The sequence below is a fragment of the Pseudonocardia sp. CA-107938 genome, from assembly GCF_050936315.1.
Lineage (GTDB): Bacteria > Actinomycetota > Actinomycetes > Mycobacteriales > Pseudonocardiaceae > Pseudonocardia.
In genome coordinates this window covers 691,050-707,829 of sequence record NZ_JBNJNA010000001.1, presented here as the reverse complement: position 1 = coordinate 707,829, position 16,780 = coordinate 691,050, and the positions used below count along the sequence as shown (strand labels likewise).

The 16,780-nt window shown below is 71.7% G+C and carries 17 protein-coding genes; all 17 read left to right on the top strand.

The window, feature by feature from the left end:
* Positions 1-69 precede the first annotated feature (69 nt).
* Entirely contained in the window at positions 70-666 is a 597-nt protein-coding gene (locus ACQEVB_RS03575) for a TetR/AcrR family transcriptional regulator (RefSeq protein WP_432964884.1), read from the top strand.
* A 90-nt stretch (positions 667-756) separates the two neighbouring features.
* Positions 757-1,917, top strand: coding sequence for a glycosyltransferase family 4 protein (locus ACQEVB_RS03570; RefSeq protein WP_432964881.1), 1,161 nt, complete (start codon positions 757-759; stop codon positions 1,915-1,917).
* Between the two features lies 1 nt (position 1,918).
* Positions 1,919-3,022, top strand: coding sequence for a glycosyltransferase (locus ACQEVB_RS03565; RefSeq protein ID WP_432964878.1), 1,104 nt, complete (start codon positions 1,919-1,921; stop codon positions 3,020-3,022).
* 43 nt (positions 3,023-3,065) lie between these two features.
* Entirely contained in the window at positions 3,066-3,629 is a 564-nt protein-coding gene (locus ACQEVB_RS03560) for a hypothetical protein (RefSeq protein WP_432964875.1), read from the top strand.
* Between the two features lie 227 nt (positions 3,630-3,856).
* On the top strand, positions 3,857-4,546 hold the full coding sequence (locus ACQEVB_RS03555) for a demethylmenaquinone methyltransferase (RefSeq protein ID WP_432964872.1): 690 nt from the start codon (positions 3,857-3,859) through the stop codon (positions 4,544-4,546).
* Between the two features lie 66 nt (positions 4,547-4,612).
* A complete protein-coding gene (locus ACQEVB_RS03550) occupies positions 4,613-5,911 on the top strand; it encodes a geranylgeranyl reductase family protein (protein WP_432964869.1) in 1,299 nt (432 codons plus the stop codon).
* A gap of 82 nt (positions 5,912-5,993) precedes the next feature.
* The gene (locus ACQEVB_RS03545; RefSeq protein WP_432980110.1) at positions 5,994-6,359 is read left to right on the top strand and encodes an NADH-quinone oxidoreductase subunit A; all 366 of its coding nucleotides are present in this window, start codon (positions 5,994-5,996) and stop codon (positions 6,357-6,359) included.
* Positions 6,360-6,368: 9 nt separating this feature from the next.
* Positions 6,369-6,974 (top strand): NuoB/complex I 20 kDa subunit family protein, encoded by a 606-nt coding sequence (locus tag ACQEVB_RS03540; protein WP_432964866.1) that lies wholly within the window; start codon positions 6,369-6,371, stop codon positions 6,972-6,974.
* Positions 6,971-7,801, top strand: coding sequence for an NADH-quinone oxidoreductase subunit C (locus tag ACQEVB_RS03535; protein ID WP_432964863.1), 831 nt, complete (start codon positions 6,971-6,973; stop codon positions 7,799-7,801). The genes ACQEVB_RS03540 and ACQEVB_RS03535 overlap by 4 nt, the downstream gene beginning before the upstream one ends.
* The gene (locus ACQEVB_RS03530; RefSeq protein ID WP_432964860.1) at positions 7,798-9,123 is read left to right on the top strand and encodes an NADH-quinone oxidoreductase subunit D; all 1,326 of its coding nucleotides are present in this window, start codon (positions 7,798-7,800) and stop codon (positions 9,121-9,123) included. The genes ACQEVB_RS03535 and ACQEVB_RS03530 overlap by 4 nt, the downstream gene beginning before the upstream one ends.
* Positions 9,120-9,923, top strand: a complete 804-nt coding sequence (gene nuoE / locus ACQEVB_RS03525; RefSeq protein ID WP_432964857.1) for an NADH-quinone oxidoreductase subunit NuoE — start codon at positions 9,120-9,122, stop codon at positions 9,921-9,923. Before ACQEVB_RS03530 ends, nuoE begins: the two co-directional genes overlap by 4 nt.
* Positions 9,920-11,236 carry an NADH-quinone oxidoreductase subunit NuoF gene (gene nuoF, locus ACQEVB_RS03520; RefSeq protein WP_432964854.1) on the top strand — a complete coding sequence of 439 codons (1,317 nt, stop codon included), beginning with the start codon at positions 9,920-9,922 and terminating at the stop codon, positions 11,234-11,236. The genes nuoE and nuoF overlap by 4 nt, the downstream gene beginning before the upstream one ends.
* An 88-nt stretch (positions 11,237-11,324) precedes the next feature.
* A complete protein-coding gene (locus tag ACQEVB_RS03515) occupies positions 11,325-13,772 on the top strand; it encodes an NADH-quinone oxidoreductase subunit G (RefSeq protein ID WP_432964852.1) in 2,448 nt (815 codons plus the stop codon).
* Positions 13,773-13,810: 38 nt separating this feature from the next.
* The gene (gene nuoH / locus ACQEVB_RS03510) at positions 13,811-15,106 is read left to right on the top strand and encodes an NADH-quinone oxidoreductase subunit NuoH (protein WP_432980107.1); all 1,296 of its coding nucleotides are present in this window, start codon (positions 13,811-13,813) and stop codon (positions 15,104-15,106) included.
* A complete protein-coding gene (gene nuoI, locus ACQEVB_RS03505) occupies positions 15,099-15,641 on the top strand; it encodes an NADH-quinone oxidoreductase subunit NuoI (protein ID WP_432964849.1) in 543 nt (180 codons plus the stop codon). The genes nuoH and nuoI overlap by 8 nt, the downstream gene beginning before the upstream one ends.
* Entirely contained in the window at positions 15,638-16,441 is an 804-nt protein-coding gene (locus ACQEVB_RS03500) for an NADH-quinone oxidoreductase subunit J (RefSeq protein WP_432964846.1), read from the top strand. Before nuoI ends, ACQEVB_RS03500 begins: the two co-directional genes overlap by 4 nt.
* The gene (nuoK, locus tag ACQEVB_RS03495; protein WP_432964843.1) at positions 16,438-16,737 is read left to right on the top strand and encodes an NADH-quinone oxidoreductase subunit NuoK; all 300 of its coding nucleotides are present in this window, start codon (positions 16,438-16,440) and stop codon (positions 16,735-16,737) included. Before ACQEVB_RS03500 ends, nuoK begins: the two co-directional genes overlap by 4 nt.
* The last annotated feature ends 43 nt before the right edge of the window (positions 16,738-16,780 follow it).

Sequence of the window (16,780 nt, the reverse complement as noted above, 5' to 3'; positions counted from 1 at the left end):
CGTTGATGTCAGTTCCTGACATCGAACGTAGCACGGGACGTCAGCCACTGTCATCACTATGCTTGTCCCATGGCGCGATGGGAGCCGGGCACGCGGGAGCGCCTGCAGGCGGCCGCGCTCGAGCTCTACGTGACCAAGGGCTTCGAGCAGACGACGGTCGAGGAGATCGCGCGCGCCGTCGGCCTGACCGAACGCACCTTCTTCCGGCACTTCGCCGACAAGCGCGAGGTCCTGTTCGACCCGCAGCACGGGCTCCAGCAGGGATTCCTCGACGCCGTAGCCGCCGCCCCGGCCGATGCGACGCCGCTCGAGACCGTCGCGTCGGCCCTCGCCACCGCAGCCGGCTTCTTCGACGACGAGCGGCGGTCGTGGTCGCGCCGCCGCCAGTCCGTCATCGCCGCGAACCCGGCACTGCAGGAGCGGGAGCTGCTGAAGATGGCAGCGCTGGAGACGTCGGTGGCACAGGCGCTGCGTGCACGCGGTGTCGAGGAACGGGCCGCGGCGCTCGCGGCCGGGGCGTGCATCACCGTCTTCGGTGTGGCGTTCCTCCAGTGGATCGCGGACGGCGAGGAGCGATCGCTCGCCGACATCCAGCGCGAGGTGATGGGCGAGCTCGGATCGGTCGCGGCCGGTCTCGCCGACGTCGTCGCCGCTCAGCGGGGCTGACCCGCGCCGGAGGCAAGAGTTGGTTCCCTGTTCGGCAACCCGCCAACCGGGCGACCCGAGCGGGGTCCGCGCGTGGGGGACCGTCACGTCGTGCGCGTCGCGATCGTCTCGGAATGCTTCCTGCCCGTGGTCAACGGCGTCACCAACTCGGTGCTGCGCGTCGTCGAGCACCTGACCGCCGGTGGCCACGAGGCGATGGTCGTCGCGCCCGGGATGGACGGGCCGGCGGAGTACCGGGGGGCGCCGGTCGTGCGGATCCCGTCGGTGGACCTGCCCGTCGTCTCGTCGATGCCGGTGGGCGTGCCCAGCCGCCGGGTGCTGACCGCGCTGCGCGGGTTCCGGCCGGAAGTCGTGCACCTGGCGGCGCCGTTCGTCGTCGGCTACCGGGGGCTGCTCGCCGCGCGCCGACTCGGTGTGCCGACCGTCGCGATCTACCAGACCGACGTGGCCGGCTTCGCCTCGTCGTACGGGCTCGGGCTGACCGCGCGGGCCGCGTGGCGGTGGACGTGCCGGCTGCACGCGCAGGCCGACCGCACGCTGGCGCCGTCGACGTGGGCGACCGAGGCGCTGCGCACCCGCGGCGTGCCGCGCGTGCACCAGTGGGCGCGCGGCGTCGACACGCGGCGCTTCACCCCGTCCAAGCGCGACGCGGAGCTGCGCGCACGGCTGGCGCCGAACGGGGAGCTGCTCGTCGGGTACGTGGGCCGGCTCGCGCCGGAGAAGCAGGTGGAGCGGCTGACCGCGCTGCGCGGGCTGCCCGGGGTGCGGCTGGTCGTCGTCGGCGACGGGCCGAGCCGGCCGGGCCTGGAGGCCGCGCTGCCGGACGCGCACTTCCTCGGGTTCCGCGACGGCGACGAGCTGGCGAAGGTGTACGCGTCGTTGGACGTGTTCGTGCACACCGGCCCGTCCGAGACGTTCTGCCAGGCCGTGCAGGAGGCGCTGGCGTCCGGTCTGCCGGTGGTGGCGCCGGACGCCGGTGGCCCCCGGGACCTGGTGCTCCCCGGCCGCACCGGCTACCTGGTGCCGCCGCGGCCGGAGGGCGTCGAGCCGCCGGACGCCACCGCTGTCGCCGCCGACGCGAAGCTGCGCGCGGCCGTCGCCGCACTGACCGATCCCGCGTTGCGCCGCCGGTTCGGTGCCGCCGCGCGGCAGTCGGTGCTGCGGCGCACGTGGTCGGCGGTGTGCGACGAGCTCGTCGTGCACTACGCGGAGGTGGTCGGACAGCAGGCGATCGCCCGGCGGGCCGCCTGACGTGCGGATCGTCCAGCTCGCCAACTTCTACGGGCCGCGCTCGGGCGGGCTGCGCACGGCGCTGCACCACCTCGGCGCCGGGTACGCCGCGCGCGGGCACCAGGTGGTGCTGGTCGTGCCCGGGCCGCGCGCCAGGCGTGAGCGGCTGCCCGGCGGGATCCACCGGATCACGGTGCCCGCGCCGCTGCTGCCGGGCACCGGGGGCTACCGCGCGGTCGACCCGTGGCGGGTGCAACGGCTGCTGGAACGGTTGCGGCCGGACGCGATCGAGGTCTCCGACCGGCTCACCCTGCGCGGGCTCGGCGCGTGGGCGGGCCGGCGCGGCGTGCCGAGCGTCGTGATCTCGCACGAGCGGCTCGACCGGTTGCTGGCCCAGTTCCTGCTGCCGGAGTGGGCGGCGCGCGCGGTCGCCGACCGCGCCAACGCGCGCATGGCCGCCGCCTACGACACGGTCGTCGCGACCACGTCGTTCGCGCGGGCCGAGTTCGACCGCATCGGCGCCGGCAACGTCGTCCAGGTGCCGCTGGGCGTCGACCTCGCCGCGTTCTCCCCGCGCCACCGCGACCCCGCCCTGCGCGCCGACCTCGCCGACGGGGCCGAGGCCCTGCTCGTGCACTGCGGGCGGCTCTCGCCGGAGAAGCACCCCGAACGCAGCGTCGACACCGTCGCCGCGCTGACCGGAGCGGGGCACCGCGTGCGGCTCGTCGTCGCCGGGGACGGGCCGCGGCGACCTGCGCTCGAACGCCGCGCGGCCGGGCTGCCCGTCACGTTCCTCGGGTTCGTGCCGGAGCGGCCGCGGCTCGCCGCGCTGCTCGCGTCCGCCGACGTGTCGCTCGCTCCTGGCCCGCACGAGACGTTCGGGCTCTCCGCCCTGGAGGCGCTGGCCAGCGGCACCCCGGTGGTGGTGTCGGCGTCGTCGGCGCTGCCGGAGATCGTCGGCCCGGCCCTGTCCGCGCTCGACTCGCCCGACGCGTTCGCCGCCGGCGTGACCAGCGTGCTCGCCGCGGAGGAGGCCGTGCGCCGCGCGGCCGCGAGGGCACGCGCCGAACGCTACGACTGGCCGTCCGCGGTCAGCGGCATGCTGACCACGCTCGGAGCTGCGTAGGAGCACGGATGGTGGAGCGGCCGAGCCCCGGCACGCTGGCCGCGTGCGGAATCCCTTCTCCCACGAGCCGACGGGCGAGCACGCCGAGATCGACGTCGCCGGCCAGGCCGAGACGATCGCCGCGCTGCACGGACCCGATCCGGCCGCAGCCGTCGAGGCCGTGCTGGCGGCCCCGCAGCGCCACACCCCACCCGTCCTCTGCGCGCTGGCGGCGGCCCTGTTCGCCGGCGGACGCCACGAGGAGGGCGCCACCTGGTTCTACGCGGCGCAGCTGCGCGCCCGCTTCGACGTGATGCGCTGCGCCGACCCGACCGTCGGGGGCGCCGTCGCCATCCTGCGCGAGCGCTACGGCGAGCCGATCAACCGCTGGGCGTTCACCGAGGCCAGGGCCCGGCTGAAGGTGATCGTCGAACGCGCGGTGGCGTGGGACCGCGCCACCCCGCACGACTACGACCACCGCTGGATCAACCTCCACGGCATGGGCGCCTTCGGCGTGGACCCCGGCGCACCCCTGAGCCGTCCGGAGGAGGAGTGGCCGGCGATCGCGGAACAGGTCCGCGCGGACTACCTGAGAGGCCTGCACGAGGTCCTGACCGACCTCGACTGACCGCGAGTTGCCCGCCTCGGGTCGGCGAGTTGCCCGGCTCGGGACGGCGAGTTGCCCGGCTCGGGACCGCGAGTTGCCCGTCTCGGGACGGCGAGTTGGCCGGTCCAGCCGTCGCGGCTGCCTCTCGATCGGGCCAACTCACCCTGCTGAGATGGCCAACTCGCGGTCCCGCGGCGGGCAACTCGCCGTCCTGATCGGGGCAACTCGCGGGGACGTAGGGTCGTCTCGTGAGCCGGGCCGAGCTGGACAAGGATCCGCACGCCGTCGCCACCATGTTCGACGGGGTGGCGCAGCGGTACGACCTGACCAACACCGTGCTGACGGGCGGGCTGGACCGCCGGTGGCGCGCGTTGACGCGGGAGGCGCTGCGGATCGGTCCCGGCGACCGGGTGCTGGACCTCGCGGCCGGCACCTCCGTGTCGACGGTGGAGCTGCAGCGCTCGGGCGCGTGGTGCGTGGCCGCGGACTTCTCCCTCGGGATGCTCCGCGCCGGCGCGTACCGCGAGGTGCCGCGGGTGGCCGGCGACGCGCTCCACCTCCCGTTCGCGGACGCCGTGTTCGACGCGGCGACCGTCCAGTTCGGGATCCGCAACTTCGCCGACACCGACCGCGCCCTGCGCGAGCTGGCGCGGGTGACGAAGCCGGGCGGGCGGCTGGTGGTGTGCGAGTTCTCCCGCCCGACGTGGGCGCCGTTCCGCGCCGCGTACTACCTGGGCCTGGAGCGGATCCTGCCGGCGGTGGCCGACGCCGTGTCGAGCAACCCGGAGGCCTACCGGTACCTGGGCGAGTCGATCCGGGACTGGCCGGCCCAGCCGCAGCTCGCGGCCAAGATCGCCGCCGCCGGGTGGGGCGAGGTGGCCTGGCGGGACCTGGTCGGGGGAGCAGTCGCGCTGCACCGCGCGGTCCGCACCGGGTAGACGAGGCCCGTACCTCGGTGTTTAGACTCACGGCGGACTTCGTGAATTCCTTCACAAGGAGCCGCTGTGGCGCTACCCGTACCCACCACGTCCGACGGGGAGGCCGACGTCATCGTCGTCGGTGCCGGCCCTGCCGGGTCGACCGCTGCCGCCTACCTGGCGCGCGCCGGCCTGGACGTCCTGCTGCTGGAGAAGTCGACGTTCCCGCGCCCGAAGGTCTGCGGTGACGGCTTCACGCCGCGCGGGATGAAGCAGATCATCGACCTGGGCATCGACTGCTCGGAGAAGAACGGCTGGCTGCACAACAAGGGCCTGCGCGTCGTCGGCGGCGGGGTGACCCTGGAGCTGGACTGGCCGACGCTGGCGAGCTTCCCGAACTTCGGCGCGGTCCGCCCGCGCCAGGACTTCGACGAGCTGCTGGTGCGCAACGCCGAGAAGGCGGGCGCACGGCTGCACGAGGACACCACCGTCTCGGAGGCGATCCTCGACGACGCCGGCCGCGTCATCGGCGTCTCGGGCCACGTGGGCAAGGGCAAGGACAAGCAGCCCGTGAGCTACCGCGCCCCGCTCACCCTCGCCTGCGACGGCGTGAGCGCCCGGCTGGCCCTCTCCCTCGGCATGGTGAAGCGCGACGACCGCCCGATGGGTGTCGCGGTGCGCCGGTACTACACCAGCCCGCGCACGCACGACGACTTCCTGGAGAGCCACCTCGAGCTCTGGGACCGCTCGGACCCGGCGAACCCGAAGCTGCTGCCCGGCTACGGCTGGATCTTCGGCATGGGCGACGGCACGTCGAACGTGGGCCTGGGCATCCTCTCGACGTCGAAGGCGTACGGCACGACCGACTACCGGGCGCTGCTGAAGTCGTGGCTCGACGGCACGCCCGACGAGTGGGGCTACCGCGACGAGAACGCCGTCGGCACGGTCGGCGGCGCCGCTCTGCCGATGGGCTTCAACCGCACCCCGCACTACCGGCCGGGCCTGCTGCTGGTCGGCGACGCCGGCGGCATGGTCAACCCGTTCAACGGTGAGGGCATCGCCTACGCGATGGAGTCCGCGGCGATCGCGTCGCGGGTGGCGGTGCAGGCGCTGGCCCGCTCGGGCGCGTCGGCGGAGGCGGCACTGGCCGGCTACCCGGCGGCGATGAGCGACGCGCTGGGCAGCTACTACCGCATCGGCAACCTGTTCTCGAAGCTGATCGGCAACCCGACGATCATGGCCACGGCCACGAAGTACGGGCTGCCGCGCGAGACGCTGATGCGGTTCATCCTCAAGCTGCTCGCGAACCTGTACGACCCCCGCGACGGGTCGGTCAGCGACCGCATCATCGTCGCGATGACGAAGCTGACGCCGAGTCTCAAGTAAGGGTTGCCTGACTCGGCTGCGGTCGTAGTCGCTATTTAGGGTCGGAACCGCTGGTCGGCATATCGAAGAAGAGGTGCCTGGATTGCTCGACTCCTACCTGCCTCTGGTGTTCCTGTTCGCGCTGGCCGGGGCATTCGCGCTGTTCTCCGTGACGGCCGCGCCGTACGTCGGTCCGCGCCGGTACAACCGCGCCAAGCTGGATTCCTACGAGTGCGGCATCGAGCCCTCGCCGGACCCGGTGGTCGGCGGCGGGCGCATGCCGGTGGCGTACTACCTGACCGCGATGTTGTTCATCCTGTTCGACATCGAGATGGTCTTCCTCTACCCGTTCGCGGTGAGCGCGGACCGGCTCGGCCTGTTCGGCCTCGTGGAGATCGTGCTCTTCATCGTCACCGTCGGTTTCGCCTACGTCTACGTGTGGCGCCGCGGCGGGCTCGACTGGAACTAGGTAACTCACATGGGACTCGAGGAACACCTGCCCAACGGCGTTCTGCTGACCAGCGTCGAGAAGCTGGTCAACTGGACGCGGAAGTCGTCGTTGTGGCCGGCCACGTTCGGCCTGGCGTGCTGCGCGATCGAGATGATGACGACCGGTGCCCCGCGCTACGACCTCGCGCGCTTCGGCATGGAGGTCTTCCGGGCCTCACCGCGCCAGGCCGACCTGATGATCGTCGCCGGCCGGGTCAGCAACAAGATGGCGCCGGTGCTGCGCCAGATCTACGACCAGATGCCTGAGCCGCGCTGGGTGCTGGCGATGGGCGTGTGCGCCTCGTCGGGCGGCATGTTCAACAACTACGCGATCGTGCAGGGCGTCGACCACGTCGTGCCCGTCGACATGTACCTGCCGGGCTGCCCGCCGCGGCCGGAGATGCTGATCGACGCGATCCTCAAGATCCACGCCAAGATCATGGACGAGCCGCTGGGCGCGAAGCGCGCCGCGGCGCTGGCGGAGTCGGGCCACAAGACCGAGCTGGTGCCGTCGTCGGTCAAGTTCGCGCCCAAGGGTCAGGTCGACGAGAAGCGCCGGGCCGCGTTGCTGCCGCCGCTGGAGGGGGAGAAGTGACCGACACGGGGGGCACGTCGAAGGAGTCGGCCGAGCCGACCGGCGGTGCCCAGTCCTCGGCCGAGGCGAGCGGCGCCGACACGGCCGCCCAGCGGGCCGCGGGTGGCGAGGCGCCGGAGGCCGGCCAGGTCGAGCAGGCCGCGCCCACCGAGGGCGGCACCCGCGTGCCCGCCCCGCCCGCGCGCAGCCGCCAGGGCATGTTCGGTGTCACGGGCACCGGCGACACGTCCGGTTTCGGCGGTCTGCAGCTGCCCGGCTACGCGCCGGCGCCCGCGGAGCGCCCGTTCGGTGGCTGGTTCGACGAGTTCGCCGACGACTTCGCCTCCGCGCTCGACGAGCGCGGCATCGGCCGCTCGGCCATCCAGCAGATCACCGTCGACCGCGGCGAGATCACCTTCTACGTGCGCCGCGAGTCGATCGTCGAGATCTGCCGCACCCTGCGCGACGACCAGTACCTGCGGTTCGAGCTGTGCTCGTCGATCTCCGGCGTCGACTACGGGGTGGACGTGCCGCAGCGGCTGCACGTCGTCTACCACCTGCTGTCGATGACGCACCGCCGCCGGATCCGGCTGGAGGTCGCGGTAGACGTCGACGACGCCCACGTCCCGTCGGTCGTGGAGGTCTACCCGACGGCCGACTGGCACGAGCGCGAGACCTGGGACATGTTCGGCGTCGTCTTCGACGGCCACCCGGCCCTCACCCGCATCCTCATGCCGGACGACTGGGACGGGCACCCGCAGCGCAAGGACTACCCCCTCGGCGGCATCCCCGTCGAGTACAAGGGCGCGGAGATCCCGCCGCCGGACGAAAGGCGTGCGTACTCATGAGCACTGAGAACGACGTCTACGCCGCCCAGGAGACCGAGACCACCGAGGGCACCGTCTACACGGTCACCGGTGGCGACTGGGACACGTTGATCGACGAGGAGCACGACGACCGCATCGTCATCAACATGGGTCCGCAGCACCCGTCGACGCACGGGGTGCTGCGCCTGGTGCTGGAGCTGGAGGGGGAGACCGTCCAGCAGGCCCGCTCGGTGATCGGGTACCTCCACACCGGCATCGAGAAGAACTGCGAGTACCGCAACTGGACCCAGGGCGTCACGTTCGTGACGCGCATGGACTACCTGTCGCCGATCTTCAACGAGGTCGGCTACTGCCTCGCGGTGGAGAAGCTGCTCGGGATCGAGCCGCCGAAGCGCGCCACGATCGGCCGCGTCCTGCTGATGGAGATCAACCGGATCGGCTCGCACCTGGTGTGCCTGGCCACCGGCGGCATGGAGCTGGGCGCGCTCACCGGCATGACGGCCGGGTTCCGCGAGCGCGAGGAGGTGCTGCACCTCCTGGAGTTCCTCACCGGGCTGCGCATGAACCACGCGTTCGTGCGGCCGGGCGGGCTCGCGCAGGACCTCCCCGATGGCTGGTTCGAGCGGGTCACCGACTTCGTCGCGCTCATGCGGGAGCGGCTGCCGCAGTACGACAAGCTGCTCACCGGCCAGACGATCTGGCGGCAGCGGCTGGAGAACGTCGGCTACCTGCCCGTCGACGGGTGCCTGGCGCTGGGCGCCACCGGCCCGATCCTGCGCTCGGCCGGCCTGCCGTGGGACCTGCGCAAGACGGAGCCGTACTGCGGCTACGAGGAGTACGACTTCGAGGTTCCGGTGGCTGCCGAGGGCGACTGCTACGCCCGCTACCGGGTGCGCCTCGCGGAGATCCACGAGTCGCTCAAGATCATCGAGCAGGCCGCGGCGAAGCTGCAGGAGAACCCCGGCCCGGTGATGGTGGAGGACCGCAAGGTCGCCTGGCCCGCGCAGCTGTCCATCGGCGGCGACGGAATGGGCAACTCGCTCGAGCACGTCCGCAAGATCATGGGTCAGTCGATGGAGTCGCTGATCCACCACTTCAAGCTGGTCACCGAAGGCTTCCACGTGCCGCCGGGGCAGGCGTACTCGGTCGTCGAGTCGCCGCGCGGCGAGCTGGGCTTCCACCTGGTGTCCGACGGCGGCACCCGCCCGCTGCGCGTCCACGTGCGCGAACCCAGCTTCGTGAACCTGCAGACGATGCCCGCGATGAGCGAGGGCGGCATGGTCGCCGACGTCATCGCCGCGGTCGCGTCGATCGACCCCGTCATGGGAGGTGTGGACCGGTGACGCTCCCTGAAGGCAACCCGGAGATCAACGCGCCGCGGGCCGTGGCCCCGGAGGAGGTCGTGTTCACCGGCCCGGCCGACCAGCCGATCGTCTCCCCGGTGTTCGACGAGGTCACGCGCCAGCGCACCAAGGAGATCATCGCGCGGTACCCGCAGTCGCGGTCGGCGCTGCTGCCGCTGCTGCACCTCGTGCAGTCGGTGGAGGGGCACGTCAGCCAGGACGGGATCCGCTACTGCGCGGACGCGCTGGAGCTGACCACCGCCGAGGTGTCCGCGGTCGCGACGTTCTACACGATGTACAAGCGCACGCCGTGCGGCGAGCACCTGGTCAGCGTCTGCACCAACACGCTGTGCGCGGCTCTCGGTGGCGACGCGATCTACGAGCGCATCTCCGAGAAGCTCGGCGTCGGGCACGAGGAGACGGCCGGCGAACCCGGTACCCCCGGCTCGATCACGATCGAGAAGGCCGAGTGCCTGGCGGCGTGCGACTTCGCGCCGATGCTGCAGGTCAACTACGAGTTCTTCGACAACCAGACCGTCGAGTCGGCGGAGGCGCTGGTCGACGCGCTGCAGCGCGGCGAGAAGCCGGCGCCCACCCGGGGCGCTCCGCTCACCGACTTCCGCACGGTCGAGCTGGAGCTGGCCGGGATCTTCCCGGACCTCGCGAACAGCGTCACGGGCCCGTCCGCGGCGCCCGAGACGCTGCGCGGCGTCGAGCTGGCCGCCGAGCGCGGCTGGACGGCCCCGGCGCAGCCCGACGAGATGCCCGCGTTCCCGGCGCTCCCGGAGAAGAAGTCATGAGTGATCCACTGGTCCCGGTGCTCACCCGCAACTGGGGAGCCGAGCGTTCCTGGTCGATGGCGGCGTACGAGGAGGCCGGTGGCTACCAGCCGCTGCGCCACGCGCTCACCGCGCACCCCGACCAGCTGATCGCGCTGGTGAAGGACTCCGGTCTGCGCGGCCGCGGCGGCGCGGGCTTCCCGACGGGCATGAAGTGGAGCTTCATCCCGCAGGGTCCCGACGGTGCCGGCGCCAAGCCCAAGTACCTCGTGATCAACGCCGACGAGGGCGAGCCGGGCACCTGCAAGGACATCCCGACGATGATGGCCGACCCGCACTCGCTGGTCGAAGGCTGCATCATCACCAGCTACGCGATCCGCGCGAACTTCTGCGCGATCTACGTCCGCGGTGAGGCGCTGCACTGCATCCGCCGGGTGCGCAACGCCGTCGAGGAGGCCTACGCCAAGGGCTACCTGGGCAAGGACATCCTCGGCTCAGGGTTCGACCTCGACATCGTGGTGCACGCCGGTGCTGGCGCGTACATCTGCGGCGAGGAGACGGCACTCCTCGACTCGCTGGAGGGCCGGCGCGGCCAGCCGCGGCTCAAGCCGCCGTTCCCGGCCACGTCCGGCCTGTACGCGTCGCCCACCGTCGTGAACAACGTCGAGACGATCGCGTCCGTTCCCTTCATCGTGGCCGGCGGCAGTGACTGGTTCCGGTCGATGGGCACCGAGAAGAGCCCCGGCCCGAAGATCTACTCGCTGTCCGGCCACGTCGAGCGGCCCGGCCAGTACGAGGCCCCGCTGGGCGTCACGCTCCGGCAGCTGCTGGAGATGGCCGGCGGCATGAAGGACGGCATCCCGCTGAAGTTCTGGACGCCGGGTGGCTCGTCCACGCCGCTGTTCACGGCGGAGCACCTCGACGTGCCGCTGGACTTCGAGGGCGCGGCGGCGGCCGGCTCGATGCTGGGCACCACCGCGGTGCAGATCTTCAACGAGACCGTCAGCGTGCCGTGGGCGGTCATGAAGTGGACCGAGTTCTACAAGCACGAGAGCTGCGGCAAGTGCACGCCGTGCCGGGAGGGCACCTACTGGCTGGTGCAGATCCTGGAGCGGATGGTGCACGGCGAGGGCACGGAGTCCGACATCGACACGATGGTCGACATCTGCGACAACATCCTCGGCCGCTCGTTCTGCGCGCTCGGTGACGGTGCGACGAGCCCGATCACCAGCGCGGTCAAGTACTTCCGCCAGGAGTTCCTGGACCTGATCGCGGCGCAGCCCGCGGTCGCGCGCCCGGAGCAGCTGGCCGAGCTGTCGGGAGCATCGGCATGACCCCCCGGTTGACGCGACGAGAACGACGTTGTCGTGATCGAAAGGCCCTGTTGATCACCGCAACGTCGTTCTCGACGGGGGTGCGGGCATGACTCTCGCGCCCGAGGAGAAGAAGGCACCCGTCCCGGACGGGTACGTGCGGCTGACGATCGACGGCCGCGAGGTCGACGCGCCCAAGGGCGAGATCCTGATCCGCACGTGCGAGCGGCTCGGGATCATCGTGCCGCGGTTCTGCGACCACCCACTGCTCGACCCGGCCGGCGCGTGTCGCCAGTGCCTGGTCGAGGTGGAGATGGGTGGCCGGCCGATGCCGAAGCCGCAGGCCAGCTGCACGATGACGGTGGCCGACGGCATGGTCGTCAAGACCCAGCACACCTCGCCCGTCGCCGACAAGGCGCAGCAGGGCGTGATGGAACTGCTGCTGATCAACCACCCGCTCGACTGCCCGATCTGCGACAAGGGCGGCGAGTGCCCCCTGCAGAACCAGGCGATGACGAGCGGGCGCACCGACTCGCGGTTCGTCGACACGAAGCGGACGTTCCCGAAGCCGCTTCCGATCTCCACGCAGGTGCTGCTGGACCGCGAGCGCTGCGTGCTCTGCCAGCGCTGCACGCGGTTCTCCGAGGAGATCGCCGGCGACCCGTTCATCGAGCTGCTCGAACGGGGCGCGAAGCAGCAGATCGGCGTCGCGGCCGACAAGCCGTTCCAGAGCTACTTCTCCGGCAACACGATCCAGATCTGCCCGGTCGGCGCGCTCACCAGCGCGGCCTACCGGTTCCGGTCGCGGCCGTTCGACCTCAAGTCCACCCCGGGCATCAGCGAGTTCGACTCCAGCGGCTCCGCGATCCGCGTCGACACCCGCCGCGGCACCGTGATGCGGCGCCTCGCGGGCAACGACCCCGAGGTCAACGAGGAGTGGCTGGACGACCGGTCGCGCTTCGCGTTCCGCTACCTGCAGTCCGCCGGCCGGATCACCCGGCCGATGGTCCGCCGTGCGGACGGGCAGCTGGCCGAGACCTCCTGGACCGAGGCGCTCACGGTCGCCGCCGAGGGCCTTGCCGCGGCGAAGCCCGGCGGCATCGGGGTGCTGGCCGGCGGCCGGCTCACCGTCGAGGACGCCTACGCGTACGCCAAGTTCGCCCGCGTCGCCGCCGGCACCAACGACGTCGACTTCCGGGCCCGGCCGCACTCGGCGGAGGAGCTGGACTTCCTCGCCGCGCACGTCGTGGGCACGACGCCCGACCACCTCAGCTTCACCGCCCTGGAGGCCGCCCCGGCGGTGCTGCTGGTGGCGCTGGAGCCGGAGGAGGAGGCGCCGATCGTCTACCTGCGGCTGCGCAAGGCGGCCCGCAAGCACGGCCAGCGCGTCTACCACCTGGGCCAGTGGACCACGCCGGCCGTGGAGCGCACGTCGCTCTCCACGGGTGCGGCTGCGCCGGCGGCCAAGGACAACCTGGTGCCGTCGGTGCCGGGCGCGGAGGCGGCGGTGCTCGCCGACCTCCCCGAGCACGTCACGGCGGCGCTCGGCGAGCCGGGTGCGGTGATCCTCGTCGGCGAGCGCGCCGCCGAGGTCTCCGGCCTGTACTCGGCGGTGTCGGCGCTGGCCGGTCGCACGGGCGCCAAGGTCGGCTGGGTGCCGCGCCGCGCCGGTGAGCGCGGGGCGCTCGAGGCCGGTGCCGCGCCGAACCTGCTGCCCGGTGGCCGCTCCGTCACCGACGCCGCGGCCCGCGCCGAGATCGAGCAGGCCTGGCGCGTCCCGGCCGGCACGATCCCCGCGACGGTCGGCCGCGACACCGACGAGATCCTCGCCGCGGCCGCGATCGGCGACCTCGCCGCCCTCGTCGTCGGCGGGCTGGACCCGAACGACCTGGCCGACCCGGCCGCCGCCCTCGACGGGCTGCGCGAGGTCGGCTTCCTGGTCAGCCTGGAGCTGCACACCTCCGCGGTCACCGAGCTCGCCGACGTGGTGCTCCCGGTGGCGCCGGACGCGCAGCGCGCCGGCAGCTACATCTCGTGGGAGGGCCGCCGTCGCGAGTGGGCGCCGGCCCTGGACGCGAGCGGCGTGCTGCCCGACTGCCGCGTGCTCGACACGCTGGCCGTCGAGATGGACGCCGACCTCTTCACGCAGACCCCGGCCGCGGCCGCGGGCGAGCTGGCCCGGCTCGGCGGTGTCGCGCGCAGCGGGGCGGCCCCGACGATCGAGGCCTCGTCGCCCGCGGTGCCCGGCTTCGGGCAGGCGGTGCTGGCGACCTGGCGCCAGCTGATCGACGCCTCGACGCTGTCGGTGGACGAGCCCGCGCTGGCCGGCACGGCCCGGCCCGCGGTCGTCCGCGTCAACGCCGCGACGGCCGAGCGGCTGGGCCTCACCGAGGGCGAGCCGGCCACGGTGCGCACCGAGCGCGGCGCGATCACGCTGCCGGTGGCCTTCGCCGACCTCCCGGACGGCGTGGTGTGGCTACCGGCCAACGCCGAGAACTCCCGCGTCCGCGCCACCCTCGGCGCCGGCCACGGTGACCTGGTGGGGGTGAGCGCGTGAACGCGACCCAGTGGCTGGCGCAGGCGCCGGTCGACGGGATCAGCGAGACCCAGCGGCTGCTGGCCGACGACCCGCTGTGGCTGATCCTGCTGAAGGTCGTCGCGCTGTTCGCCATCGGCGTGCTGCTGACGCTCTTCATGATCAACCTGGAACGCAAGGTGGTCGGCCGGATGCAGCAGCGTCCCGGCCCGAACCGGGTGGGCCCTGGCGGCTGGCTGCAGAGCCTCGCCGATGGGCTGAAGCTCGCGTTCAAGGAAGACATCATGCCGGTGATGGCCGACAAGCGCGTGTTCTTCATCGCGCCGGTCATCTCCACGATCCCGGCGTTCGTGGCGTTCTCGGTGATCCCGTTCGGTGGCAAGGTCTCGATCTTCGGCGAGGAGACGGTCCTCCAGCTGGTGGACCTGCCGGTCGGTGTGCTGGTGGTGCTGGCCTGCAGCTCGATCGGCGTGTACGGGATCGTGCTGGGCGGCTGGGCCTCCGGTTCCCCGTACCCGTTGCTGGCCGCGCTGCGCAGCGCCGCGCAGGTGATCTCCTACGAGATCGCGCTGGGCCTGTCGATCGTCGGGGTCATCCTGTACTCCGGGTCGCTGTCCACGGCCGACATCGTGGCCGGGCAGGCGTCCGGCTGGAACGCGCTGCTCCTCGCCCCGAGCTTCGTCGTGTTCGTCATCTCGATGGTCGGCGAGACGAACCGGGCACCGTTCGACCTGCCGGAGGCGGAGTCGGAGCTGGTGGGTGGGTTCCACACCGAGTACAGCTCGTTGAAGTTCGCGCTGTTCTTCCTGGCCGAGTACGTGAACATGGTGACGGTGTCGGCGATGGCCACCACGCTGTTCCTGGGTGGCGGGCAGATCCCGTGGTTGCCGTTGCTGTGGGACGGGTTCAACTCGGGCTGGTTCCAGTTCCTGGCGTTCCTGGTCAAGACGTTCGTGTTCTTGTTCGTGTTCATCTGGTTGCGCGGCACCCTGCCCCGGTTGCGCTACGACCAGTTCATGCGCCTGGGCTGGAAGGTGCTGGTGCCGGGCAGCTTGTTGTGGATCCTGGCGATCTTCGCGATCCGCACGATGCGCCAGTCCGGGTTCGGCGTCACCGGCGTTCTGATCACGGTTGGGATCGCGTTGGTGATCGTGCTGGCGATCGCGTTCGCGGTGCCGGACCGGCAGGTCGACGCGGAGCCGGTGATCGAGCTCGCCTCGGACTTCCCGGTGCCCCCGATCGACCTCTCGGTGCCCGACCGCAAGAAGCGCAAGCCGCGCGTCACGGCCGTCGACGCCGCGGCGCCGGAACCCGCCGCCGTCGGCGCATCCGCGAAGGAGAACGACGATGTTTGAGTTCTTCAAGGGCTTCGGCGTCACCTTCTCGACGATGTTCAAGAAGGTCGTCACCGAGGAGTACCCGGAGAACTTCCCGCCGGCCGCACCGCGCTACCACGGTCGCCACCAGCTCAACCGGCACCCGGACGGGCTGGAGAAGTGCGTCGGCTGCGAGCTGTGCGCCTGGGCCTGCCCGGCCGACGCGATCTACGTCGAGGGCGGCGACAACACCGAGGAGGCGCGCTACTCCCCGGGTGAGCGCTACGGCGCGATCTACCAGATCAACTACCTGCGCTGCATCGGCTGCGGCCTGTGCATCGAGGCCTGCCCGACCCGGTCGCTCACGATGACCAACTTCTACGAGCTGGCCGACGACAACCGGCAGGACCTGATCTACACCAAGGAACAGCTGATGGCGCCGCTGCTGCCGGGCATGGAGCAGCCGCCGCACCCGATGCGGCTCGGCGACAGCGAGCAGGACTACTACGTGCAGGGTCCGCAGCTCGCCAAGGCCGGGCACAAGTCCGATCCGGTGGGGGAGCAGGTCAAGTGAATCCCATCCTGGCCCAGGCCGCCGGCGAGACCATCGGCCTCGGCGAGACCATCACCTTCTGGATCATGGGCGCGCTGGCGCTGCTCGGTGCGCTGGGCATGGTGTTCGCCCGCAACGCCATCCACTCGGCGCTCTGCCTGGCCGGCACGATGCTCTCGCTCGCCGTGCTCTACATGATCCAGAACGCGCCGTTCCTCGGGTTCGTGCAGATCATCGTCTACACGGGCGCCGTGATGATGCTGTTCCTGTTCGTGCTCATGCTCGTGGGCCGGGACAGCTCCGACTCGGTCGTCGAGGTCCTGCGCGGGCAGAAGCTCGCCGCGCTCGTCGTCGGGCTCGCATTCGCGGTGGTGCTGGTGGGTGCGATCGGCGGGGCGCTGTTCACCGCGCCGTCGGCCGGGCTGCCCGCCGACGCCGGCGCGGGCGGCAACGTCACGGGCCTGGGCGCGCTGATCTTCACCCAGTACCTGTTCGCGTTCGAGCTCACCTCGGCGCTGCTGATCACGGCGGCGCTCGGCGCGATGGTGCTGGCGTTCGCGCAGACGAAGGGCCGCAACAAGCGCGGCCAGCGCGCCACCGTGATCGCGCGGCTGCGCGGCGAGCACGACCGCATCTCCCCGCTGCCCGGCCCCGGCGTCTTCGCCACCGGCAACTCGGTGGCCGTGCCGGCCCTGCTGCCGGACGGGTCGATCGCGCCGGAGTCCATCTCGTCGATCATCGACGCCACGCCGATCGAGCCGTTCGACGAGCAGCTGCCCGACGCGCACGCCCTGACCGGCCGTAAGGAGGTCGAGCAGTGAGTCACGCGAACTACCTGCTGCTCTCGGCGCTGCTGTTCTCCATCGGCGCCGTCGGCGTGCTGGTGCGCCGAAACGCGATCGTCGTGTTCATGTGCATCGAGCTGATGCTGAACGCGGTGAACCTGACCCTGGTCACCTTCTCCCGCATGAACGGCGGCCTCGACGGCCAGGTCATGGCCTTCTTCGTGATGGTGGTGGCCGCCGCCGAGGTCGTGGTCGGCCTGGCGATCATCATGTCGATCTTCCGTACGCGTCGGTCCTCGTCGATCGACGACGCGAACCTCCTGAAGTACTAAGGACGATCCGGTGCACAGCTCCCCGATGTTGCGGCGATCAAGG